Origin of the sequence: Streptomyces sp. XH2 (assembly GCF_049725035.1) — a bacterium.
Classification (GTDB): Bacteria; Actinomycetota; Actinomycetes; order Streptomycetales; family Streptomycetaceae; genus Streptomyces; species Streptomyces roseoverticillatus.
In genome coordinates, this window is sequence record NZ_JBMMMZ010000002.1 from 544364 (window position 1) to 566824 (window position 22461).

The 22461-nt window shown below is 71.0% G+C and carries 23 protein-coding genes; 15 read left to right on the forward strand and 8 right to left on the reverse strand.

What is annotated here, in order from left to right; all coding sequences use genetic code 11:
- Positions 1-43: 43 nt before the first annotated feature.
- Both pspAA and ACOTKD_RS06075 read right to left on the reverse strand, forming a co-directional pair.
- Positions 44-322: a PspA-associated protein PspAA gene (pspAA, locus tag ACOTKD_RS06070; RefSeq protein WP_424887817.1), complete on the reverse strand. Its 279-nt coding sequence runs from the start codon at positions 320-322 to the stop codon at positions 44-46.
- 42 nt (positions 323-364) lie between these two features.
- Entirely contained in the window at positions 365-1165 is an 801-nt protein-coding gene (locus tag ACOTKD_RS06075; protein ID WP_424887818.1) for a PspA/IM30 family protein, read from the reverse strand.
- A gap of 278 nt (positions 1166-1443) precedes the next feature.
- On the opposite strand from ACOTKD_RS06075, the gene ACOTKD_RS06080 reads away from it, so the two are divergent.
- The 3 genes from ACOTKD_RS06080 to ACOTKD_RS06090 all read left to right on the forward strand — a co-directional run bounded on the left by ACOTKD_RS06080 (position 1444) and on the right by ACOTKD_RS06090 (position 4139).
- Positions 1444-2070, forward strand: coding sequence for a DUF3043 domain-containing protein (locus ACOTKD_RS06080; RefSeq protein ID WP_424887819.1), 627 nt, complete (start codon positions 1444-1446; stop codon positions 2068-2070).
- Between the two features lie 97 nt (positions 2071-2167).
- A complete protein-coding gene (locus ACOTKD_RS06085) occupies positions 2168-2911 on the forward strand; it encodes a class I SAM-dependent methyltransferase (RefSeq protein WP_424887820.1) in 744 nt (247 codons plus the stop codon).
- Between the two features lie 151 nt (positions 2912-3062).
- A complete protein-coding gene (locus ACOTKD_RS06090) occupies positions 3063-4139 on the forward strand; it encodes a S1C family serine protease (protein WP_424887821.1) in 1077 nt (358 codons plus the stop codon).
- 45 nt (positions 4140-4184) lie between these two features.
- Here ACOTKD_RS06090 and ACOTKD_RS06095 read toward each other — a convergent pair whose 3' ends face one another.
- A complete protein-coding gene (locus tag ACOTKD_RS06095; protein WP_424887822.1) occupies positions 4185-4394 on the reverse strand; it encodes a hypothetical protein in 210 nt (69 codons plus the stop codon).
- A gap of 139 nt (positions 4395-4533) precedes the next feature.
- Between ACOTKD_RS06095 and ACOTKD_RS06100 the strand changes: the two genes are divergently transcribed.
- Both ACOTKD_RS06100 and ACOTKD_RS06105 read left to right on the forward strand, forming a co-directional pair.
- Positions 4534-5751: a bifunctional adenosylcobinamide kinase/adenosylcobinamide-phosphate guanylyltransferase gene (locus tag ACOTKD_RS06100; protein ID WP_424887823.1), complete on the forward strand. Its 1218-nt coding sequence runs from the start codon at positions 4534-4536 to the stop codon at positions 5749-5751.
- A gap of 22 nt (positions 5752-5773) precedes the next feature.
- Positions 5774-6469 (forward strand): response regulator, encoded by a 696-nt coding sequence (locus ACOTKD_RS06105; protein ID WP_424887824.1) that lies wholly within the window; start codon positions 5774-5776, stop codon positions 6467-6469.
- Positions 6470-6526: 57 nt separating this feature from the next.
- Here ACOTKD_RS06105 and nadA read toward each other — a convergent pair whose 3' ends face one another.
- Positions 6527-7714 carry a quinolinate synthase NadA gene (gene nadA, locus ACOTKD_RS06110; protein WP_424887825.1) on the reverse strand — a complete coding sequence of 396 codons (1188 nt, stop codon included), beginning with the start codon at positions 7712-7714 and terminating at the stop codon, positions 6527-6529.
- A gap of 247 nt (positions 7715-7961) precedes the next feature.
- Between nadA and erpA the strand changes: the two genes are divergently transcribed.
- Positions 7962-8318: an iron-sulfur cluster insertion protein ErpA gene (gene erpA / locus ACOTKD_RS06115; protein ID WP_004946545.1), complete on the forward strand. Its 357-nt coding sequence runs from the start codon at positions 7962-7964 to the stop codon at positions 8316-8318.
- Positions 8319-8396: 78 nt separating this feature from the next.
- Here erpA and ACOTKD_RS06120 read toward each other — a convergent pair whose 3' ends face one another.
- Entirely contained in the window at positions 8397-9929 is a 1533-nt protein-coding gene (locus tag ACOTKD_RS06120) for a hypothetical protein (protein ID WP_424887826.1), read from the reverse strand.
- 123 nt (positions 9930-10052) lie between these two features.
- Positions 10053-10268 carry a hypothetical protein gene (locus ACOTKD_RS06125; protein ID WP_424887827.1) on the reverse strand — a complete coding sequence of 72 codons (216 nt, stop codon included), beginning with the start codon at positions 10266-10268 and terminating at the stop codon, positions 10053-10055.
- 163 nt (positions 10269-10431) lie between these two features.
- On the opposite strand from ACOTKD_RS06125, the gene ACOTKD_RS06130 reads away from it, so the two are divergent.
- Positions 10432-11406, forward strand: a complete 975-nt coding sequence (locus ACOTKD_RS06130) for a carbohydrate kinase family protein (RefSeq protein ID WP_424887828.1) — start codon at positions 10432-10434, stop codon at positions 11404-11406.
- A 45-nt stretch (positions 11407-11451) separates the two neighbouring features.
- Here ACOTKD_RS06130 and ACOTKD_RS06135 read toward each other — a convergent pair whose 3' ends face one another.
- Positions 11452-12840: a cysteine desulfurase/sulfurtransferase TusA family protein gene (locus tag ACOTKD_RS06135; protein WP_424887829.1), complete on the reverse strand. Its 1389-nt coding sequence runs from the start codon at positions 12838-12840 to the stop codon at positions 11452-11454.
- A 279-nt stretch (positions 12841-13119) separates the two neighbouring features.
- On the opposite strand from ACOTKD_RS06135, the gene coxB reads away from it, so the two are divergent.
- From coxB to ACOTKD_RS06155, 4 genes are all read left to right on the forward strand, one after another.
- Positions 13120-14091: a cytochrome c oxidase subunit II gene (gene coxB / locus ACOTKD_RS06140; protein WP_106676608.1), complete on the forward strand. Its 972-nt coding sequence runs from the start codon at positions 13120-13122 to the stop codon at positions 14089-14091.
- Positions 14088-15815 (forward strand): cytochrome c oxidase subunit I, encoded by a 1728-nt coding sequence (gene ctaD, locus ACOTKD_RS06145; protein WP_424887830.1) that lies wholly within the window; start codon positions 14088-14090, stop codon positions 15813-15815. Before coxB ends, ctaD begins: the two co-directional genes overlap by 4 nt.
- Complete coding sequence (locus ACOTKD_RS06150) at positions 15812-16210, forward strand: cytochrome c oxidase subunit 4 (RefSeq protein WP_120754280.1); 399 nt, start codon at positions 15812-15814, stop codon at positions 16208-16210. The genes ctaD and ACOTKD_RS06150 overlap by 4 nt, the downstream gene beginning before the upstream one ends.
- Positions 16211-16323: 113 nt before the next feature.
- A complete protein-coding gene (locus ACOTKD_RS06155; RefSeq protein WP_424887831.1) occupies positions 16324-17571 on the forward strand; it encodes an Ig-like domain-containing protein in 1248 nt (415 codons plus the stop codon).
- Positions 17572-17604: 33 nt separating this feature from the next.
- Here ACOTKD_RS06155 and ACOTKD_RS06160 read toward each other — a convergent pair whose 3' ends face one another.
- Positions 17605-18006 (reverse strand): hypothetical protein, encoded by a 402-nt coding sequence (locus tag ACOTKD_RS06160; RefSeq protein WP_359096888.1) that lies wholly within the window; start codon positions 18004-18006, stop codon positions 17605-17607.
- A gap of 237 nt (positions 18007-18243) precedes the next feature.
- Between ACOTKD_RS06160 and ACOTKD_RS06165 the strand changes: the two genes are divergently transcribed.
- From ACOTKD_RS06165 to ACOTKD_RS06180, 4 genes are all read left to right on the forward strand, one after another.
- The gene (locus ACOTKD_RS06165; RefSeq protein WP_302860128.1) at positions 18244-18864 is read left to right on the forward strand and encodes a cytochrome c oxidase subunit 3; all 621 of its coding nucleotides are present in this window, start codon (positions 18244-18246) and stop codon (positions 18862-18864) included.
- Positions 18865-18931: 67 nt separating this feature from the next.
- Entirely contained in the window at positions 18932-19741 is an 810-nt protein-coding gene (locus ACOTKD_RS06170; RefSeq protein ID WP_424887832.1) for a c-type cytochrome, read from the forward strand.
- Complete coding sequence (locus tag ACOTKD_RS06175; RefSeq protein WP_424887833.1) at positions 19738-20793, forward strand: Rieske 2Fe-2S domain-containing protein; 1056 nt, start codon at positions 19738-19740, stop codon at positions 20791-20793. The genes ACOTKD_RS06170 and ACOTKD_RS06175 overlap by 4 nt, the downstream gene beginning before the upstream one ends.
- Positions 20790-22415 (forward strand): cytochrome b, encoded by a 1626-nt coding sequence (locus ACOTKD_RS06180; RefSeq protein WP_424887834.1) that lies wholly within the window; start codon positions 20790-20792, stop codon positions 22413-22415. The genes ACOTKD_RS06175 and ACOTKD_RS06180 overlap by 4 nt, the downstream gene beginning before the upstream one ends.
- Positions 22416-22461 lie beyond the last annotated feature (46 nt).

Below are 22461 nucleotides of genomic sequence, written 5' to 3' on the forward strand. Positions count from 1 at the left end.
GGGGTGCTGGAGTGCCGGTACCGGGCGGAGCGGGCCCGGACGGTCAGCCGGGGATGAGGCCGTCGTCGCTGAGCATCTGCCGCACCTCGTCGAGCGAGGCGTCCGGCGCGGGCAGGATCAGCTCGGAGGGTTCGAGGGCGTCGTCGGGCAGCGGGCTGCCCAGCCGGCGCACGGCTTCCAGCAGGGCGCCGAGCGTGCGGCGGAAGCCCTCCTGGTCACCGCTCTCCATCTCCTCCAGCAGCTCGTCGTCGAGCTTGTTGAGCTCGGTGAAGTGGCTGTCGGCGAGCTTCCACTGCCCTTCCCCCATGATCCGTACGATCATGACGGTCTCTCCCTCGGTCGGGTGCTGCAGATGCCGGTGGGACTACTGCTTGTCGAAGCGCGGACGCTCCTGCTCGGCGTGCGGGGCGGCCTGGCCGCTGCCGGCGCCGCCGCCCTCGATGGCCTGCTTGGGGGCGCTGCCGCCGGCCAGCTCGGCCTTCATCCGCTGCAGCTCCAGCTCCACGTCCGAGCCGCCGGAGAGGCGGTCCAGCTCGGCGGTGAGGTCGTCCTTGGCCATGCCCGTGGGGTCGTCGAGCGCGCCGGAGGCGAGCAGCTCGTCGATGGCGCCGGCGCGGGCCTGCAGCTGGGCCGTCTTGTCCTCGGCGCGCTGGATGGCCATGCCGACGTCGCCCATCTCCTCGGAGATGCCGGAGAAGGCCTCGCCGATCCGGGTCTGGGCCTGGGCGGCGGTGTAGGTGGCCTTGATCGTCTCCTTCTTCGTGCGGAAGGCGTCGACCTTGGCCTGCAGGCGCTGCGCGGCGAGGGTGAGCTTCTCCTCCTCGCCCTGCAGGGTCTGGTGCTGCGTCTCCAGGTCGCTGACCTGCTGCTGGAGCGAGGCCCGGCGGGAGAGGGCCTCGCGCGCCAGGTCCTCGCGGCCGAGCGCGAGGGCCTTGCGGCCCTGGTCCTCCAGCTTGGAGGACTGGCCCTGGAGCTGGTTGAGCTGCAGCTCCAGGCGCTTGCGGGACGTGGCCACGTCCGCGACGCCGCGGCGCACCTTCTGGAGCAGCTCCAGCTGCTTCTGGTACGAGTAGTCGAGGGTCTCGCGCGGATCCTCGGCCCGGTCCAGGGCCTTGTTGGCCTTCGCGCGGAAAATCATCCCCATACGCTTCATGACACCGCTCATGGGCCTCGCGCGCCCCCTTCTGACGGACTTCGGCTCCAGCACACCTTGCAGACCCCACAGTACGGGCCCTGCTTCCATTACCGCACTGTTCGGGCGCGGATGCGCTCCTCCTCCAGGACGATCACGGGACCGCCGCCCTCCGGCGCAGGGAGTAGACGCACGACCAGGGAACAACCCGGGGGAGAACCGGGGAACAACCAGGGCAACGGCCGCCGTTGCCGGATCGTTCCCCCGCAGGGACCGCGCCCCCCTCCCCGTACCCCGTACCCTTGGGTTTCGTGTTCCGAAGCCGTTCCACTTCCAAGGACGAGCAGGCCGCCGCCGCCAAGGTGACCGCGGGCCGGCCCGAGACGTCCCAGCAGCCCCGTGACCCGCAGGCCCCCAAGGGCCGCCCGACCCCCAAGCGCAGCGAGGCCAACTCGCAGCGCCGCTCGCTGGCGCAGACGCCCGCCAACCGCAAGGAGGCGGCCAAGCGAGCCCGCGAGACCCGCCGCACGGACCTCGCCAAGCAGCGCGAGGCCCTCGCCAACGGCGACGAGCGCTACCTGCCCGTGCGCGACAAGGGCCCCGTGCGCCGCTTCGCCCGCGACTTCGTGGACGCGCGGTACTCGGTCGCCGAGTTCTTCCTGCCGCTCGCCGTCCTCATCCTGATCCTCAGCATGGTCAACCGCGGCGCGTTCCAGACGTACGTGCTGCTCGCGTGGATGATCGTGATCGCCCTGATCGTGATCAACTCCCTGATCACCGGTCTCTCCCTCAAGCGCGCCCTCAAGCAGCGCTTCCCGGACGAGAACACCCGCGGCGCCGTGGCCTACGGCCTCATGCGCACGCTGCAGATGCGCCGCCTGCGTCTGCCCAAGCCGCAGGTCAAGCGTGGGGAGAAGCCGCGCGGGGAGAAGCCCTGAGCGCCTTCGCGCCCGGCTTCGGCGCCGGCGCGGAGGGGTGGTTGCGGGGGCTCGGATTAAAAGGGCGCGCAGCGCTTCCACTGAAGGGTGGTGGCGGGTGACGGGTGGGAGGAACACCGTTCGCCAGGAGCTGGTGGCCCGCCAGCTCGATGAGCAGATAAGGGCCCGCTACCCCGTCGGGCGGCGGCTGCGCGTCCTCGACGTCGGCCCCGGCCAGGGCACGCAGGCGCTGCGGCTGGCCCGCGCCGGCCACGAGGTCACGGGCCTGGAGTCCGACCCCGTGCTGCTCGGCGCCCTCCGCGAGGCGCTGGCCGCCGAGCCGGAGGGCATCCGCGAGCGGGTGCGGCTCATCGAGGGCGACGGCCGCGAGACCGGCGTCCACTTCACCCCGGGCTCCTTCGACATCGTGCTCTGCCACGGCGTCCTGATGTACGTGCCCGAGCCGGATCCGATGCTCGCCGGGCTCGCCCGGGTGCTCGCCCCCGGCGGACTGCTCTCCCTCCTCGTGCGCAACGCCGACGCCCTGGCCATGCGGCCGGGCCTCGCCGGCGACTGGGACACCGCGCTCGCCGCGTTCGACTCTCCCGCGTACACGAACCGGATCGGCCTGGAGGTCCGTGCCGACCGGCTGGAGACGCTCACCGGCACGCTCGCCGGGATCGGGGCGCCGCTGCACGGCTGGTACGGCGTCCGGGTCTTCACCGACCTGGCGGACGGCCGGCCCGCCCCGGCGGGCGCGGAGCTGGACCGGTTGCTCCTCGCGGAGGAACGGGCGGGACGGACGGATCCGTACCGGGCGGTGGCGGCGCTGTTGCATTTGTGCGGCGTCCGGGGCGGTTAGGGAACCGCCACTGCGTACCGGCCCGTACGGGTGCCGGACCGGCCAGGACGGGCACGGGCGCCGTGCCGGAGCCCGGCGGGAGGCCGGTCCGTACCACCCGTTCGTAGGCCAGGCCGGGACAGGCCGCCCCCTGGCGGGCGATACTCCGGACATGGATGGCCCACGCGCCCGCCTCGCGCTTCTCGTGACCGCCGTCGTCTGCGCCGCGGCACTGACCGCCGGCTGTTCCACCTCCACCTCGCCCCGCCCTTCGCAGAAGGAGCCGCCGCCCGCCGCCTCCGGCGCACCCACCGTCCCCGGTTCCGCCGGGGACCTGCAGGCCGCCTACGAGAGGGTGGTCAAGGACGTCCTGCCCTCCGTCGTCCAGATCACCGCGGGCGACAGCCTCGGCTCCGGCGTCGTCTACGACGACAAGGGCAACATCGTCACCAACGCCCACGTCGTCGGCTCCGCACAGGCCTTCAAGGTCACCCTGGCCACCGGCGGCGGAGCCGTCGGCGCCCGGCTCGTCTCCAGCTATCCCGATCAGGACCTCGCCGTCGTCCGGCTCGACGACGTCCCCAAGACCCTCAAGCCCGCCACCCTCGGCGACTCCACGAAGGTCGAGGTCGGGCAGATCGTGCTCGCCATGGGCAATCCGCTCGGCCTGTCCAGCAGCGTCACCCAGGGCATCGTGTCCGCCGTCGGCCGCACGGTCAGCGAGGGCCGCAGCGGTGGCGGTACGGGCGCCACCATCGCGAACATGGTGCAGACGTCCGCCGCGATCAACCCGGGCAACAGCGGCGGCGCGCTCGTCAACCTCGCGGGCCAGGTCATCGGCATTCCCACGCTCGCCGCGACCGACCCGGAGCTCGGGCAGGGCGCGGCCCCCGGCATCGGCTTCGCGATCCCGGCCGCGACCGTCCGCACGATCGCCGGGCAGATCGTCAAGAACGGCCGCGTCACCGACTCCGGCCGCGCCGCGCTCGGCATCACCGCGCGCACCATCGTCGGCCCCGACTTCAGCCCCGCGGGCGTCGAGGTCGTCTCCGTGAACCAGAACGGGGCCGCGGACCGGGCCGGGCTGCGGGCCGGGGACGTCATCACCCGCGTGGGCAAGAGCGACATCACCACGATGCAGTCGCTGTCCGAGGCGCTCGCCGGCTTCAAGCCCGGCGACAGAGCCGAGGTGTCCTACCACCGCAACGGCGACGCGCGCACCACGACCGTCACCCTCGGAGAGATGTGACCCGGTCCGCCGTCCCGCGGGACGGCGGACCGGGTGTCCGCCGGATCAGCTCTCGGCCGCCGCGCGCAGGCTCATCGCGTAGATCTCCGTGTCGTCCTCGAACAGGGTCACCTGCTCGGCGCCGCCGTCCAGGAGGTCCTTCCAGACCTCACCGATCCACGACTCGGCGTCCCCCTGCGTGCTGAACTCCTCCGGCTCCACCGCGGGGGACGTCTCCGTCCCGTCGGCCTTCTCGAACCGCCACACCCACGCCATGTGCGCCTCCTGAGTCCCACCGGAACGTACTGGATTCGGTCCTGCAGACGTGCTGCGTTGCGCAGCCTAACGGGCCGCCCGCGGCGAGAAAGGGTGAGCCCCGCGCGCCCGCGGCCCGCGGACGCGAGACGATCAGTGCGTGGAACTGACACTGCTGGGCACCGGAGCCCCCGACGGGCTGCCGCGCCCCGACTGCCCCTGCGCGTCCTGCGCCACCGCCGTCGGCGACGAGGCGCGGGCCGCGACCGCGGTCCTCGTCGACGGGGCGCTGCTGCTGGACCTCACCCCCGGGCCGGCGTTCGCCGCGGCTCGCGCGGGCCGGTCCATCGCCGGCGTCCGGCAGGTCCTGCTCTCCCACCCGCACGACGGGCCCGCCGTGGAGTTCCCGGCGGGCCTGCCCGCGCCCGGCCGGGTGCCGGACGGCCGCGAACTGGCCGTGATCAGCGGCCACCGGATCCGCGCGGTCGCCCTGGACGCCCCGGGCACGGGCTACGAGGTGACCGCCGCGGACGGCGAGCGCCTGCTCTACCTCCCGCCGGGCGCGGCACCCGCCGGCCTGAACAACGGCCCGGCCCACGGCTCCGCCCCGGGCGTCCGCTACGACATGGTGCTGCTCGACGTGATCGGCCGGCCGGACGCGCTCGCCCGGTTGCGCGCGGCGGGGGCCGTCGCGGCGACGACGGACGTGATCGCCGTCCACCTCGACCACGACGTGCCGCCCGGCCGCGAACTGCACCGGCAGCTCGCCGCGGCCGGCGCCCGGACCGTGCCCGACGGCACCACGCTCGTCGTCGGCGACTACCACGCGGTGCCGGACCTGCCCCGGCGCACCCTGGTGCTGGGCGGCGCCCGCTCGGGCAAGTCCGTGGAGGCCGAGCGGCGGCTGGAGTCCTTCCCCGAGGTGCTCTACGTGGCCACGGGCGGCACCCGCCCGGGCGACGCCGACTGGGCGGCGCGGGTGGCCCTGCACCGCGAGCGCCGGCCGGGCTCCTGGCGCACGGCGGAGACCACCGACCTCGTACCCCTGCTGGCCGCCGACGGCCCGCCGCTGCTGCTGGACTGCCTGTCGCTGTGGCTCACCGACGCGATGGACTCCGTGGGCGCGTGGGACGACGAGTCGTGGGCCGACGGCGGCCAGGACGCCCTGGCCGTGCGCGTGGCGGAGCTGGTGGCGGCCGTCCGGGCCACGCGGCGCACGGTGGTGCTGGTGAGCAACGAGGTGGGTTCGGGCGTCGTGCCCGCGACGGCGTCGGGCCGCCGCTTCCGCGACGAGCTGGGCCGGCTGAACACGGCGGTCGCGGGGGAGTGCGAACACGTCCTGCTGGTGGTCGCGGGACAGGCGCTCGCGCTGCGCTGAGCGCTCCGTACCCTTGTGGTCCATGGCTGATCACGAGCGCCCCATTCGCGTCCTCCTGGCCGACGACCAGGCCCTCCTGCGCAGCGCGTTCCGCGTCCTGGTGAACTCGGAGCCGGACATGACCGTCGTGGGGGAGGCCGCCGACGGCGCGGAGGCCCTCGAACTGGCCCGGCGGCACGCCCCGGACGTGGTCCTGATGGACATCCGGATGCCGGGCACGGACGGCCTGACGGCGACCCGGGCCATCTGCTCGGACCCGGCCCTCGCGGACGTGCGCGTGGTGATGCTGACGACCTTCGAGGTCGACGAGTACGTGGTGCAGTCGCTCCGGGCGGGCGCCTCGGGCTTCCTCGGCAAGGGCGCCGAGCCGGAGGAGCTGCTGGCCGCGATCCGGGTGGCGCGGGCGGGGGAGGCGCTGCTGTCGCCCGCGGCGACGAAGGGGCTCATCGCGCGGTTCCTCGCCCAGCCGGGCGAGTCCGCGCGGCCGGAGGGCGGCCGACCCGCCCGGCTGGACGCGCTCACGGGGCGGGAGCGGGAGGTGCTCGTGCACGTCGCGGGCGGGCTGTCCAACGACGAGATCGGCGAGCGGCTGGAGGTCAGCCCGCTGACCGTCAAGACGCACGTCAACCGTGCGATGGCGAAGCTGGGGGCGCGGGACCGGGCCCAACTCGTGGTCATCGCCTACGAGTCGGGCCTGGTCCGGCCGAGGACGGACTAGCCGCCGGAGCCGCCCGCCGGGGCCCGCCGCGGGGCCCCGGAACGGCGGCGGTCACGGCTACGGCAGCGCCAGCATGCGCTCCAGCGCCAGCTTCGAGAACGCCGCCACCTCCGGGTCGACCTCGATCCGGTTGACGACCTTGCCGTCCGCGAGGGACTCCAGCGCCCACACCAGGTGCGGCAGGTCGATCCGGTTCATGGTCGAGCAGAAGCACACCGTCTTGTCGAGGAAGACGATCTCCTTGCCCTCACCGGCGAATCGATTCGCCAGGCGCCGGACCAGGTTCAGCTCCGTGCCGATGGCCCACTTGGAGCCGGCGGGGGCCGCCTCCAGGGTCTTGATGATGTACTCCGTGGAGCCGACGTAGTCGGCCGCGGCCACGACCTCGTGCTTGCACTCGGGGTGCACCAGGACGTTGACGCCCGGGATGCGCTCGCGCACGTCGTTGACCGAGTCGAGCGAGAAGCGGCCGTGCACGGAGCAGTGCCCGCGCCACAGGATCATCTTCGCGCCGCGCAGCTCCTCGGCGGTCAGGCCGCCGTTCGGCTTGTGCGGGTTGTAGACGACGCAGTCCTCCAGGGACATCCCCAGGTCGCGGACGGCGGTGTTGCGGCCCAGGTGCTGGTCCGGCAGGAAGAGGACCTTCTGGCCCTGCTCGAAGGCCCAGGTCAGCGCCCGCTCGGCGTTCGAGGAGGTGCAGATCGTGCCGCCGTGCTTGCCGGTGAAGGCCTTGATGTCGGCCGAGGAGTTCATGTACGAGACGGGGACGGTCACGTCCGCGACGCCCGCCTCGGTCAGCACGTCCCAGCACTCGGCGACCTGCTCGGCGGTGGCCATGTCGGCCATCGAGCAGCCGGCCGCGAGGTCCGGCAGGACGACCTGCTGGTCGGCGGTGGTGAGGATGTCCGCGGACTCGGCCATGAAGTGCACGCCGCAGAAGACGATGTACTCGGCGTCCGGGCGGGCGGCCGCGTCGCGGGCGAGCTTGAAGGAGTCCCCGGTCACGTCCGCGAACTCGATGACCTCGTCGCGCTGGTAGTGGTGGCCGAGCACGAAGACCTTGTCCCCGAGCTTCGCCTTGGCCGCTCGGGCACGCTCCACCAGGTCCGGGTCGGAGGGCGCCGGCAGGTCGCCGGGGCACTCCACGCCCCGCTCGCTCTTCGGGTCGGCCTCGCGGCCGAGCAGCAGGAGCGCGAGCGGCGAGGGAGCGGGGGCCTGGAAGTCCAAGGGCTGGGCGGTGGTCACGTCACGCACCCTTTCTGTTCTGCGGGACGGCCGGGAAGGGCCTTGTCGTCAAAATGACGCTATCTATCATAACTGCTTCGCGTCAGTTTGACGATGGTGATCGCGTCGATGTGACACATTCCCGATCCGGCGCGGGGTGTGCGAGCATGAAAGGCGGAAAACACCGCAGCAGACCCGGAATGAATCCGGGAGACCGGCGGTTGCAGCCGAGGGCAAGCAGTCCGCACCAAACCCGGGAGTGAAGCAGATGTCCGTTCAGGACGAGAAGACCACTGTGAGCGACGGCATCCTCCTGTCCGACGCCGCCGCCGCCAAGGTCAAGAGCCTGCTGGAGCAGGAAGGCCGTGACGACCTCGCGCTGCGCGTCGCCGTCCAGCCCGGTGGCTGCTCCGGCCTGCGCTACCAGCTCTTCTTCGACGAGCGCTCGCTCGACGGTGACGTCGTCAAGGACTTCGACGGCGTCAAGGTCGTCACGGACCGCATGAGCGCCCCGTACCTGGGCGGCGCCTCCATCGACTTCGTCGACACCATCGAGAAGCAGGGCTTCACGATCGACAACCCGAACGCCACGGGTTCCTGCGCCTGCGGTGACTCCTTCAGCTAAGTCGTCACCTGCTTGTACCGCGAAGGCGGTGCCCCCGACCGGGGGGCACCGCCTTCGCGGTCTTCCGTGCGGCTCCGCTCACTTCTCCTGCTGCCGCGCCACGGGCTCGCCCGTCGAGGCGTCCACCACCTTGCGGTCGCCCAGCGGCTCGTCCAGCGTCACCGTCTCGTCGAACTTCTTCGCCATCAGGACGCACTCCCGGCCCGGCTGCTTCTCCGTCCCGGTGACCTTGACCGTCACCGCGGAGGCCGACTGCTCGGCGGAGACCGCGTAGTTCTTGCACAGCCCGCCCCAGAAGTGCAGGACGAGCTCCTTCCCGTCCACGCTGTACGACTCCACGTGCACCGGCACCGACTTCGGCGTGCCCTTCCCCGGGCTCTCCGAGCGGTCCGGGCCGGGGGAGCGCCGCACCAGGAACTCCGGATCCACCGCGGGCTGCGCGACCGTGACCACCGCCCCCTTCTCCGCGCCCGGCAGACGCACCTGGAACAGCCACGACGGCACCAGCGCCTGCCGCCCGGCCACCGACTGTGCGGACAGGCCCAGCGCGGCCCCGGTCACCGTCGCGGGCTCGCGCGGCGGGGCCTTCGGCGGGCAGGGCACCGCGAAGCCGCGCGCCCCGTCGTCCCCGTTCGGCTCCGCGTCGCCGTGCGGGACGGGGGAGGCGCAGCCGCCGATCGCGGGACGGCCGGCGCCGCCGCCCTTGTTGAGCTCCTTCAGCGCCTCGTCTGCCGTCACGAGCGGGTACACCGCCCCCTTCGGCGGGACCTGGAGCTGTCCGCTGCCTCGTACGAGCCCGGCGTCCGAGCCGACCTCCAGGGTCGTCCGCCAGCCGAAGACCGGCAGGCCGTCCAGCACGGGGTCGGCGTTGACCGTCCGCACCGCGCCGAAGAGCTGCGAGGCGTCGATCTTGGAGTCGTCCTGGCCGAGCGCCTTCAGGACGGGCGCGGCGGCGCTCTTCGCCTTCTCCTCCGGCACGGGCGGCTGCCCGTCCGGGGCCTGCCCCTCCTGCTGCGGGCAGCTCGCGGGCCCGGCCGGGGACAGGTCCGCGGCGGGATCCGTGCGCGGCCCCGAGCCCGGCGGGTGCACGCACCCCTTGCCGGCGTTGCCGAAGCGCGCGAAGGACCAGTTGCCGGGCCCCTTGCGGGCCACCTGCAGGACCGGCTCGTCCGCCCCGGGCGGGCCGCCCACCCGCCAGGTGTCGCCCTCCAGCCGCGGCGTGCCGGACACGTGCAGGGCCGCGGCGAGGGAGGCCACCTCCGCCCGGCCCACCTCGCCCTCCGGCAGCCGGACCGCCGCCGTCCGCGGCCCGCCGGGCAGCTTCCCCTCGGCGCGGTAGCGCACGCCGCCCGGGTCCGGCTCGCCCACGGCGATGCCCTGCGAGGGCCCGGTGGGCCCGCCGGCGGCCGGGGCGTCCAGCGCGAGGGGCGGCGGGGAGCCCTCACCGCCCGGCGCGCCACCGCCCTTGCCGCCGTCGCCCTCCGACGCCGTGGCGGCCCAGTACGCACCGCCGCCACCGGCCAGCAGCACCGCCGCCGCCACCGAGGCGACCGCGAGCCGTGAACGCTTCCGCTGCTGCTTGCCTTCGGGGCTGCCGCCCTCGGTGCTCACCACATCGCTCCTTCACTCCGCCCAATGTCCGTAGCGCTGCATCCCCCGGGAAGGGGACGCGGCTTGGACGGAGCACAGGAGCGAGCGGTTCCACCCGGCCGCGGCCGGGCCGGAACGGGAGCGTCAGTCGCCGTACTCCGACATCCCGTCGATCAGCCGCGCGGACCCCGCCGGCACCGAGACGCCCCTGATCAGCGAGGGCGGCACGGCTGCGGCCGGCTGCCCGGTCCCGGGCGCTCCCGTCCAGTGCGGCGACATCCGTGCGCACAGCCCACGCAGCTCCGCCAGCGACTCGGGCTCGTTCTCGGTAAAAGTGACGTCCTTCACAGGGTTCGGCATAGCGGCACCGTATGCACCCGCAACGCACGAGGAAAGGGCTACTATTTGGTAATTTTGTCCGGACGATGGCCGAAACTGTACGCAGGTGCGAATTCCGGACCCGGTAGCGTGGTGTGGCTCGTCCTGATCCCCGTCACCTCGCCCCCGCAGGAGCAGAACCGCCGTGCGTATCGCAGTCACCGGCTCCATCGCCACTGACCATCTGATGACGTTCCCCGGCCGTTTCGCCGATCAGCTCGTGGCGGACCAGCTGCACACCGTCTCGCTCTCCTTCCTCGTCGACGAACTCGACGTCCGCCGCGGCGGTGTCGCCCCCAACATCTGCTTCGGCATGGGCCTGCTCGGCCTGCGCCCGATCCTGGTCGGCGCCGCCGGCGCCGATTTCGCCGAGTACCGCGCCTGGCTGGAGCGGCACGGCGTGGACACCGACTCCGTCCGCATCTCCGAGGTCCTGCACACCGCACGCTTCGTCTGCACCACGGACACCGACCACAACCAGATCGCGTCCTTCTACACCGGCGCGATGAGCGAGGCCCGCCAGATCGAGCTGCAGCCCGTCGCCGACCGCGTCGGCGGCCTCGACCTGGTCCTGATCGGCGCCGACGACCCCGAGGCGATGATCCGCCACACCGAGGAGTGCCGCTCCCGGGGCATCCCCTTCGCCGCCGACCCCTCCCAGCAGCTGGCGCGCATGGACGGCGACGACATCCGCGTCCTCGTCGAGGGCGCCACGTACCTCTTCACCAACGAGTACGAGAAGGCCCTCATCGAGTCCAAGACCGGCTGGTCCGGGGACGAGATCCTGGCCAAGGTCGGCACCCGCATCACCACCCTCGGCGCGCAGGGCGTGCGCATCGAGCGCGCGGGCGAGCCCGCCATCGAGGTCGGCTGCGCCCAGGAAGAGGCCAAGGTCGACCCGACCGGCGTCGGCGACGCCTTCCGCGCGGGCTTCCTCGCCGGCCTGACCTGGGAGCTTCCCCTGGAGCGCGCCGCCCAGCTGGGCTGCATGCTCGCCACCCTGGTCATCGAGACCCTGGGCACCCAGGAGTACGAGCTGCGCCGCGGCCACTTCATGGAGCGCTTCACCAAGGCCTACGGCGACGAGGCCGCCGCCGAGGTCAAGACGCACCTGGCCTGATCCCGGCCCCCGCGCGGCCCCCGCCCCCTCCGGGCCGGGGCCGCGTCACGTCCGGCGCCGCACCACGTACGCCGTGCCCCGCTCCGCCGGGCGTTCCCCCACGTACTCCTGCTCCCGCATGTCGCACCAGGCGGGGATGTCCAGCCGCGCGGCCTCGTCGTCGGACAGCACGGTCACCAGACCGCCCACCGGCACGTCGCCGATGGACCGGGCCAGGTCGATCACCGGGACCGGGCAGCGCTTGCCCAGCGAGTCGACCACCAGCCCTGCCCCGGTCGCCGTCCGGGGAGCCGGCTCGGGCGCCGCCGGCGCGCCCAGCTGCTGCCGCACGGAGGCCACCACCCCCGGCAGCAGGTCGAGGAAGCGCTCGACGTCCTCCTCCGCCGTGCCCGCCGGCAGCGACACCCGGACGTTGCCCTCCGACAGCACCCCCATCGCCTGCAGCACATGGCTCGGGGCCAGGGTGCCGGAGGTGCACGAGGAGCCGGAGGAGACGGAGAACCCCGCCCGGTCGAGGGCGTGCAGCAGCGTCTCGCCGTCGACGTACAGACACGAGAACGTGACCAGATGCGGCAGCCTCCGGACCGGGTCGCCCACCACCTCCACGTCCGGCACGAGCGCGGGCACCCGCTCGCGGATCCGCTCGACCAGCGCCCGCAGCCGGGCGCCCTCCTCCGCCGCCTCCTGCCGCACGGCCCGCAGCGACGCGGCCGCCGCCACGATCGCCGGCAGGTCGGGGAAGCCCGGCGCGCGGCCCGACTCCCGCTCGTCCGCCGGGCCCTGGAACGCGAACCGCGTCCCCTTGCGGACCGCCAGCAGACCCACGCCCGACGGACCGCCCCACTTGTGCGCGCTGGCCGCGAGCAGCGACCAGCCGCTCGCCACGGGCCCCCACGCGAGCGACTGCGCCGCGTCCACCAGCAGCGGCACCCCCGCGGCCCGGCACTCCTCGGCCACCTCGGCCACCGGCTGCTCGGTGCCCACCTCGTGGTTGGCGGACTGCAGGGCGGCCAGCGCCGTATCGGGGCGCAGCGCCGCGGCGTACGTTCCGGGCGCCACGCGGCCCGCCCGGTCGACGGGCACCTCGGTGAAGCTGCCGCCGGCCGCCTCCAGGGCCGCGGCGGAGGCGAGCACGGAGGAGTGCTCGACGGCCGAGACCACCAGGTGGCGGCCGGTGCGGCGGCGCCCGGCCAGCGCGCCGGCCAGGCCGTCGTGCACCGCGCGCGTACCCGAAGGGGTGAAGACGAGCTCGTCGGGGCGGCAGCCCACGGCCTCCGCCGCGGCCTCGCGGGCGGCGTCCAGCAGCAGCCGGGCCCGCCGGCCCTCGCGGTACAGCCGGGCGGGATCGGCCCAGCCCTCGTCGAGGGAGGCCAGCAGCGCCTGGCGGGCGACGGGGTGCAGGGGAGCGGCGGAGGCGGCGTCGAAGTAGGGCACACCCAGAAACTAACGCGTCGCCGGAAGGCCGCTCACCGCGTACCTTCCGACCTGCGGCGCAGTCGTCTGACGGTCCCCCAGACGGCGGCCGGACCCGCTGATTCCACCCCTTCGGGGAGTGACGCGGCGCGTTGGGCACCCTCCCCGCGCGGCCCCAAATAGCGTCCAGTAGGGTTTGGTCCGCATAAACATCCAAACCCCTGCCCGCAGCGGGCCGGCGACCGACCAGCGAGACGGCCGCAGCCGGCCGCACGGGCGAGACTCTCGGGAAGGCGCTACGTGAGTCCCAACGGCTCCGACCGCTCGTCGCGGCGCCCGGTGCGGCGGAAGCTGCTGCAGGCGCTGGCCGCGGGCGCTGTCCTGGCGACCGCTACCGGTTGCACATCGAAGGACTTCCCCCGCCTCGGAATGCCCACTCCCGTCACGGAAGAGGCGCCGCGGATCCTCTCCCTGTGGCAGGGCTCCTGGGCCGCCGCCCTCGTGACCGGCATCCTGGTGTGGGGCCTGATCATCTGGAGCGTCATCTTCCACCGGCGCAGCCGGACGAAGGTGGAGGTGCCCCAGCAGACCCGGTACAACATGCCGATCGAGGCGCTGTACACGGCGGTCCCGATCATCATCGTGTCGGTGCTCTTCTACTTCACCGCGCGTGATGAGAACAAGCTGCTGACCAACCCGGAGAAGCCCCAGCACGTCGTCAACGTGGTGGGCTTCCAGTGGAGCTGGGCCTTCAACTACATGGAGGACGTCGACGGCAACGCCGCGACCCCGGCGAAGCCGCTCCGGGAGAACAAGGAGCTCGACGCGATCCCGGACCGGTTCCTGAACAAGGCGCCGAAGGGTGCGGAGGGTGTCTACGACATCGGCATCCCCGGCACGCGCAACGAGCAGACCAACAACCCCGGCCCCACGCTGTGGCTGCCCAAGGGCGAGACGGTCGAGTTCGTGCTGACCTCGCGGGATGTCATCCACTCCTTCTGGGTGGTGCCGTTCCTGATGAAGCAGGACGTCATTCCGGGGCACACCAACAGCTTCACGGTGACCCCGAACAAGGAGGGCACCTTCCTGGGCAAGTGCGCCGAGCTCTGCGGCCAGGACCACTCCCGGATGCTCTTCAACGTCAAGGTCGTCTCTCCTGAGCGCTACAAGCAGCACCTGAAGGAGCTGGCGGCGAAGGGCCAGACCGGCTACCAGCCGGCGGGCATCGCGATGACGGATCACGCGAAGAACGCGGAGACCAAGAACAAGTGAGCATCCTCAACGAACCCCAGGGTGCCGCCGCCGCGACAGCCACGGCAGCACCGCCAGTCCGCCAGAAGCAGCCCGGTATCAACGCGGTCAAGTGGCTCACCACCACCGACCACAAGACCATCGGCACGCTCTACCTGGTCACGTCGTTCGCGTTCTTCTGCATCGGCGGTCTGATGGCGCTGCTGATGCGCGCCGAACTCGCCCGTCCCGGCACGCAGATCATGTCGAACGAGCAGTTCAACCAGGCGTTCACGATGCACGGCACGATCATGCTGCTGATGTTCGCGACGCCGCTGTTCGCCGGTTTCGCGAACTGGATCATGCCGCTGCAGATCGGCGCGCCCGACGTGGCGTTCCCGCGGCTGAACATGTTCGCCTACTGGCTGTACCTGTTCGGCTCGATCATCGCCGTGGCCGGCTTCCTCACCCCGCAGGGTGCGGCCGACTTCGGCTGGTTCGCCTACTCCCCGCTGTCGGACGCCGTCCGCTCGCCGGGTGTCGGCGCCGACATGTGGATCATGGGTCTGGCCTTCTCCGGCTTCGGCACGATCCTCGGTTCGGTCAACTTCATCACCACGATCATCTGCATGCGCGCGCCCGGCATGACGATGTTCCGCATGCCGATCTTCACCTGGAACGTCCTGCTGACCGGTGTGCTGGTCCTGCTGGCCTTCCCGGTCCTGGCGGCCGCGCTGTTCGCCCTGGAGGCGGACCGCAAGTTCGGGGCCCACGTCTTCGACGCGGCCAATGGCGGCGCCCTGCTGTGGCAGCACCTCTTCTGGTTCTTCGGCCACCCCGAGGTGTACATCATCGCGCTGCCGTTCTTCGGCATCATCTCCGAGGTCATCCCGGTCTTCTCCCGCAAGCCGATGTTCGGCTACTGGGGCCTGATCGCGGCCACGATCTCGATCGCCGGTCTGTCGGTGACGGTGTGGGCGCACCACATGTACGTCACGGGCGGCGTGCTGCTGCCGTTCTTCTCCTTCATGACCTTCCTGATCGCGGTCCCGACCGGTGTGAAGTTCTTCAACTGGATCGGCACCATGTGGAAGGGCTCGCTGTCCTTCGAGACCCCGATGCTGTGGGCCACCGGCTTCCTGATCACCTTCACCTTCGGTGGTCTGACCGGTGTCATCCTGGCCTCGCCCCCGCTGGACTTCCACGTCTCCGACTCGTACTTCGTGGTCGCGCACTTCCACTACGTCATCTTCGGCACCGTGGTGTTCGCGATGTTCTCCGGCTTCCACTTCTGGTGGCCGAAGTTCACGGGCAAGATGCTGGACGAGAAGCTCGGCAAGATCACCTTCTGGACGCTGTTCGTGGGCTTCCACGGCACGTTCCTGGTGCAGCACTGGCTCGGTGCCGAGGGCATGCCGCGCCGTTACGCGGACTACCTGGCCGCCGACGGCTTCACCACGCTGAACACCATCTCGACCATCAGCTCCTTCCTGCTGGGCCTGTCGATCCTGCCGTTCATGTACAACGTCTGGAAGACCGCCAAGTACGGCAAGAAGGTCGAGGTCGACGACCCGTGGGGCTACGGCCGCTCCCTGGAGTGGGCGACGTCCTGCCCGCCGCCGCGGCACAACTTCCTCACGCTGCCGCGCATCCGCTCCGAATCCCCGGCGTTCGACCTGCACCACCCGGAGATCGTGGCCCTGGAGCTCGAAGAGAACCTCGCGGCTGAGAAGGCCCTCGCGGGTGGCAAGGAGGCCGGCAAGTGAAGATCCAGGGCAAGATGTTCATCTGGCTCTCCGTCTTCATCCTCGCCATGGCGTGTGTCTATGGCGTGTGGTCGAAGGAGGCAGCCGGCACGACGGCCCTCTTCATGGCCTTCGGACTGTGCATCATGGTCGGCTACTACCTGGCGTTCACCGCACGCCGGGTGGACACCGGCGCCGGTGACAACAAGGAGGCGGACGTCGCCGACGACGCCGGCGAGCTGGGCTTCTTCGCCCCGCACAGCTGGCAGCCGCTCTCCCTGGCGGTCGGTGGCGCCCTGGCCTTCCTGAGCATCTGCTTCGGCTGGTGGCTGATGTACTTCTCCGCCCCGATCATCCTGGTCGGCCTCTTCGGCTGGGTGTTCGAGTTCTACCGCGGCGAGAACCAGAACCAGTAGCAGCGCTGCCTCCGGGCCCCGCACACCATCCGGTGTGCGGGGCCCGGTGCGTGTCCACCCCTTTGCAGTCCCCCGGGCGGCCGTACCCCCCGAACCTTCCTACGGTTGTGACCATGACCCAGTCACGTCGACACCGTCTGGCGCTCACCGGGGCGGTGCTGCTGACCGCGCTGGCGGTGGGGGTCACCGCCTGCGGCGGCTCGTCCAACCCGCTGGCCGACAAGCCCTACGACGCCGGCGGTCAGGTGGAGATCGCCAATGCCCGCGACGGGCAGAAGGCCGACCCCAGCAAGCCGCTGGAGGTGACGGCCAGGGGCGACGACCGCATCACCGACGTCACCGCCACGGACGCCGCCGGCCGCTATGTGAAGGGCGAGCTCGCCCCCGACGGATCCCGCTGGCACAGCACCGGGGCCCTCGCCGCCGGAGCCCACTACACCGTCCGCGTCACCACCGAGGACGAGAACGGGGCCCAGGGCCGCCGCACGATCGGCTTCGACACCAACCCGGCGGACCGCCTCCTGCGCGTCAGTTTCGGCCCGCAGAACGGCACCTACGGGGTGGGGCAGCCCATCACCGCCGAGCTGAGCACCCCCGTCCAGGACCCGGCCGCCCGCGCCGTCGTCGAACGCACCCTCAGGGTCGAGTCGCAGCCCGCCGTGGAGGGCGCCTGGCACTGGGTGGACAACCGCACCCTGCACTACCGGCCCAAGGAGTACTGGCCCGCCAACTCCACCGTCGACGTGCACGCCACCCTCGACGGCATCAAGGTCGGCGGCGGCCTCTACGGAGGCCCCTCCAAGCCCGTCAGGCTGACCACCGGCGACCGCATCGAGGCCGTCACGGACGCCGGCGCCCACAGCATGACCGTGCTGCGCAACGGCAAGGAGATCCGGTCCATCCCGGTGACCACCGGCAAACCGGGCTACGCCACCCGCAACGGGGTCAAGGTGATCCTGGGCCGGGAATCCTTCGTACGCATGCGCGGCACCAGCATCGGCATCGCCGAGGGCAGCGCCGACTCCTACGACCTGCCCGTGTACTGGGCCACCCGGGTCACGTGGAGCGGCGAGTACGTGCATGCCGCCCCCTGGTCCGAGGGCTCCCAGGGCTGGGAGAACGTCAGCCACGGCTGCACCGGCATGAGCACCGCCAACGCCAAGTGGTTCTTCGACACCGTCCACGTCGGCGACATCGTCAAGGTCGTGGGCAGCGCGGGCGACACCATGACGCCCTTCGACAACGGCTTCGGCGACTGGAACATGGACTGGGACGAATGGCGCAAGGGCAGTGCCCTCGTCGGAGGCAAGAAACAGGGGAGCAACCCCGCCGAGGCGGCCCGCCTGCGCCCCGAGCTCTAGCCGCCCCGCTGGCCCCGCGGGCCGCCCGGCCCGTCAGGCGTCCACGGCCCTGCGGCTGCGCAGCAGGCCCGCCAGCGCCTCGGCGAACACCGCCGGGTCGAGCGGGTGCGTCACGGCCGCGTCCGCGCGGCTCCACGTGGCCAGCCAGGCGTCCTGCGGGCGGCCCATCAGCAGCAGCACGGGCGGGCAGCGGAACACCTCGTCCTTCAGCTGCCGGCACACCCCCATGCCGCCCGCGGGCGCCGTCTCGCCGTCCAGGACGCACACGTCCACGTGGTGCGCCTCCAGGGCCGCGAGCACGCCCGGGAGGGTCGCGCACTCCACGTACTCGACCGGCGGCACGTCGGGGGCCGGCCTGCGCCCCGCGGCCAGCCGGACCTGCTCGCGGGTGTCCGCGTTGTCGCTGTAGACCAGCACGGTGGCCGTCGGCTGCATCGTTCCTCCAGGCTTGTGTTCGGCACAGCTGTGGATCTGACGTGGAGCTGATCGATGGCCGGACTCTACTCCGCGAACACCCTTCCGGAGGAGGGTCCGTCAGGCCCGCGCGGTGCCCCGGAACGTCCGGTTCCCCCCTTTGGGGGACCCCGGCACTGGGCCGTACGAGCAGCGCACATGCTCTTGACACACCGAACGGCACCCCCCGGAGTGAGCGCGAGATAAGCGACCGACATAATGTCGGTCGTGGCGACTGCAACAGCAACAGATACCGGGCACGCACACCCGTCGGTCAATCGACCGAACCTCACCAGCGTCGGAACCATCATCTGGTTGAGTTCCGAGCTGATGTTCTTCGCGGCCCTCTTCGCGATGTACTTCACCCTGCGATCGGTGACCGGCGCCGACCACTGGAAGGAAATGGCGTCCTCGCTGAACCTTCCGTTCTCGGCGACGAACACCACGATCCTGGTGCTCTCCTCCCTCACCTGCCAGCTCGGCGTCTTCGCCGCCGAGCGCGGCGACGTGAAGAAGCTGCGCACCTGGTTCGTGATCACGTTCGTGATGGGTGCCATCTTCATCGGCGGCCAGGTCTTCGAGTACACCGACCTCGTGAAGGAGGACGGCCTCTCGCTCTCCTCCGACCCGTACGGCTCGGTGTTCTACCTGACGACCGGCTTCCACGGCCTGCACGTGACGGGCGGTCTGATCGCCTTCCTGCTGGTTCTGGGCAGGACGTACGCGGCCAAGAGGTTCACCCACCACCAGGCGACGGCGGCCATCGTCGTGTCCTACTACTGGCACTTCGTCGACGTGGTGTGGATCGGCCTCTTCGCCACGATCTACTTGATCAAGTAATCGGTCCCGTCCCGCACCGGACCAACAGTCCAGATCGACGCAGAAGATCCTGACACCGGGGTAATCCGTGAAAAAGCTCTCCGCACGACGACGCCATCCGCTGGCGGCGGTCGTCGTCCTACTCTTCGCGCTGGCGGTCACTGGGGGGCTGTACGCCGCGTTCGCGCCGGCGGACACGGCCAAGGCCGATGAGACCGCCCAGTCCCTCGCCATCGAGGAGGGCAAGAAGCTCTATTCCGTGGGCTGCGCAAGCTGCCACGGCACCGGCGGTCAGGGCACCACCGACGGCCCGAGCCTCGTCGGCGTGGGCGCCGCGGCCGTCGACTTCCAGGTCGCCACCGGCCGCATGCCGCTCCAGCAGCAGGGTGCCCAGGCCCCCCGCAAGAAGGCGATCTACTCGCAGGCCGAGATCGACCAGCTCGCCGCGTACATCTCCTCGCTGGGCGCCGGCCCCTCGGTCCCGACCAAGGATCAGTACAGCCCGGACGGCGCGGACATCGCCAAGGGCGGGGAGCTCTTCCGCACCAACTGCGCCCAGTGCCACAACTTCACCGGTAAGGGCGGCGCGCTCTCCAACGGCAAGTTCGCCCCCTCGCTTGAGGACGTCAACCCCAAGCACATCTACGAGGCCATGCAGACCGGCCCGCAGAACATGCCTTCCTTCCCCGACACGACGATGTCGGAGAAGAACAAGAAGGACATCATCGCGTACCTCGACACGGTCAACAGCAGCAAGTCGGAGAGCCCGGGCGGCCTCGAGCTGGGCGGGCTCGGCCCGGTCAGCGAGGGTCTGTTCGCGTGGATCTTCGGCCTGGGCGCGCTGATCGCAGTAGCCATCTGGGTCGCGGCCCACACCGCTAAGGCCAAGAAGTCATGAGTAGCCAAGACATTCCAGAAGAGAACCTGCCGAGCGCGCAGGACACGCACGGCGGTGCCGTGACGAAGACGGCCGGCGACCCGTTCGCCGACCCCGGCCTGCCGCCGCACGAGCCCCGCATCCAGGACATCGACGAGCGGGCAGCCCAGCGCTCCGAGCGCGTGGTCGCCTTCCTGTTCCTGCTGTCCATGCTGGCCACCGTCGGCTTCATCGCCTCCTACGTGGCCCTGCCGGTCGACAAGAGCATCTACGTCTTCCCGATCGGCCACATCAGCGCCCTGAACTTCGCGCTGGGCATGACCCTCGCGGTGGCGCTGTTCTGCATCGGCGCGGGCGCGGTCCACTGGGCCCGCACCCTGATGTCGGACGTGGAGGTCGCCGACGAGCGGCACGCCATCGCCGCCGAGCCGGACGTCAAGGCCAAGGTCCTGGCGGACTTCAAGCAGGGCGCCGAGGAGTCGGCCTTCGGCCGTCGCAAGCTGATCCGCAACACCATGTTCGGTGCGCTGGCCCTGGTGCCGCTCTCCGGCGTGATGCTGCTGCGCGACCTCGGACCGCTGCCGGGCACCAAGCTCCGGAAGACCGCCTGGTCCGAGGGCAAGATGCTGATCAACCAGAACACGCTGCAGCCGCTGCGTCCGGAGGACATCCAGGTCGGCTCCCTCACCTTCGCCATGCCCGAGGGCATGAAGGAGGAGGACCACGACTTCCAGAAGGAGATCGCCAAGGCCGCCCTGATGATCGTCCGGCTCCGCCCGGAGAACATCAAGGACAAGCGCGAGCTCGACTGGTCGGCGGACGGCATCGTCGCGTTCTCCAAGATCTGCACCCACGTCGGCTGCCCGATCAGCCTCTACGAGCAGCAGACGCACCACGTGCTGTGCCCCTGCCACCAGTCCACCTTCGACCTCTCCGACGGCGGACGCGTGATCTTCGGCCCGGCCGGCCACGCCCTTCCGCAGCTGCGGATCAAGGTCAACGACAAGGGCTACCTTGAGGCCATGGGCGACTTCGCCGAGCCCGTCGGTCCTGCCTACTGGGAGCGCGGATGAGCACTACAACCGACAACCGCCGCAAGGCGCCCGCAGGCGAGCGGGTAGCCGACTGGGCCGACGGCCGTCTCGGGATCTACTCCCTGGCCAAGGCCAACATGCGGAAGATCTTCCCGGACCACTGGTCCTTCATGCTGGGCGAGGTCTGCCTCTACAGCTTCGTCATCATCATCCTCACGGGTGTGTACCTGACGCTGTTCTTCCACCCCAGCATGGAAGAGGTCGTCTACCACGGCTCGTACGTCCCCATGCAGGGCATGCGGATGTCCGAGGCGTTCCAGTCGACGCTGAACATCAGCTTCGACGTCCGCGGCGGTCTGCTCATCCGGCAGATCCACCACTGGGCGGCGCTGATCTTCCTCGCCGGCATGTTCGTGCACATGATGCGCGTGTTCTTCACCGGTGCGTTCCGCAAGCCGCGTGAGGTCAACTGGCTGTTCGGCTTCCTGCTGTTCGTCCTGGGCATGTTCACCGGCTTCACCGGTTACTCGCTCCCGGACGACCTGCTCTCCGGCACCGGTGTCCGCTTCATGGAGGGCGCGATCCTGTCCGTGCCGATCGTCGGCACGTACGTCTCGATGTTCCTCTTCGGCGGCGAGTTCCCCGGCTCGGACTTCGTGCCGCGGTTCTTCTCCATCCACGTCCTGCTGCTGCCGGGCATCATGCTCGGTCTGCTCGTGGCCCACCTGATCCTCGTGATCTACCACAAGCACACGCAGTTCCCCGGCCCGGGCCGGACCAACAAGAACGTCGTCGGCCTCCCGCTGATGCCGGTCTACATGGCCAAGGCCGGTGGCTTCTTCTTCCTGGTCTTCGGCATCATCGCGGCCGTCGCGGCGATCGCCTCGATCAACCCGATCTGGGCCATCGGCCCGTACCGCCCGGACCAGGTGTCCACCGGTGCGCAGCCCGACTGGTACATGGGCTTCTCCGAGGGCCTCATCCGTGTGATGCCGGGCTGGGAGATCAACCTGTGGGGCCACACGCTGGTCCTGGGCGTGTTCATCCCGCTGGTGATCTTCCCGCTGGTGCTGGCCGCCATCGCGGTGTACCCGTTCATCGAGTCCTGGGTCACCGGTGACAAGCGCGAGCACCACCTGCTGGACCGCCCGCGCAACGCCCCGACGCGCACCGCCTTCGGTGCCGCCTGGATCAGCTGGTACTTCGTGCTGCTGATCGGTGGTGGAAACGACCTCTGGGCCACCCACTTCCACCTGTCGATCAACGCGATCACCTGGTTCGTCCGCATCGGCTTCTTCGTGGTGCCGGTCCTGACGTTCATCGCGACCCGCCGGATCTGCATGAGCCTGCAGCGCCGCGACCGCGACAAGGTGCTGCACGGACGCGAGTCCGGCATCATCAAGCGCCTGCCGCACGGTGAGTTCGTCGAGGTCCACGAGCCGCTCTCGCAGGAGCAGCTGCACACCCTCACGGCGCACGAGCAGCCCAAGCCGCTCGAGCTGGAGCCGGAGTTCGACGAGAACGGCGTGGCTCGCAAGGCCGGCGCCGGACAGCGCCTCCGCGTGAAGCTCTCCAAGGGCTTCTACGGCGAGGGGACCCAGATCCCCAAGGCCACGCGCGAGGAGTACGAGGAGATCACGAGCGGCCACGGCCACCACTGATCTCCGGGTCACTGCCTGATCCACACTGATCGCTGATCGCCACAGC

Coding starts and splice junctions, on each gene's coding strand:
- pspAA (WP_424887817.1), bottom strand. CDS start 322: ATGATCGTACGGATCATGGGGGAAGGGCAGTGGAAGCTCGCCGACAGC.
- ACOTKD_RS06075 (WP_424887818.1), bottom strand. CDS start 1,165: ATGAGCGGTGTCATGAAGCGTATGGGGATGATTTTCCGCGCGAAGGCC.
- ACOTKD_RS06090 (WP_424887821.1), top strand. CDS start 3,063: ATGGATGGCCCACGCGCCCGCCTCGCGCTTCTCGTGACCGCCGTCGTC.
- ACOTKD_RS06095 (WP_424887822.1), bottom strand. CDS start 4,394: ATGGCGTGGGTGTGGCGGTTCGAGAAGGCCGACGGGACGGAGACGTCC.
- ACOTKD_RS06105 (WP_424887824.1), top strand. CDS start 5,774: ATGGCTGATCACGAGCGCCCCATTCGCGTCCTCCTGGCCGACGACCAG.
- erpA (WP_004946545.1), top strand. CDS start 7,962: ATGTCCGTTCAGGACGAGAAGACCACTGTGAGCGACGGCATCCTCCTG.
- ACOTKD_RS06125 (WP_424887827.1), bottom strand. CDS start 10,268: ATGCCGAACCCTGTGAAGGACGTCACTTTTACCGAGAACGAGCCCGAG.
- ACOTKD_RS06155 (WP_424887831.1), top strand. CDS start 16,324: ATGACCCAGTCACGTCGACACCGTCTGGCGCTCACCGGGGCGGTGCTG.
- ACOTKD_RS06160 (WP_359096888.1), bottom strand. CDS start 18,006: ATGCAGCCGACGGCCACCGTGCTGGTCTACAGCGACAACGCGGACACC.
- ACOTKD_RS06165 (WP_302860128.1), top strand. CDS start 18,244: ATGTCGGTCGTGGCGACTGCAACAGCAACAGATACCGGGCACGCACAC.
- ACOTKD_RS06175 (WP_424887833.1), top strand. CDS start 19,738: ATGAGTAGCCAAGACATTCCAGAAGAGAACCTGCCGAGCGCGCAGGAC.
- ACOTKD_RS06180 (WP_424887834.1), top strand. CDS start 20,790: ATGAGCACTACAACCGACAACCGCCGCAAGGCGCCCGCAGGCGAGCGG.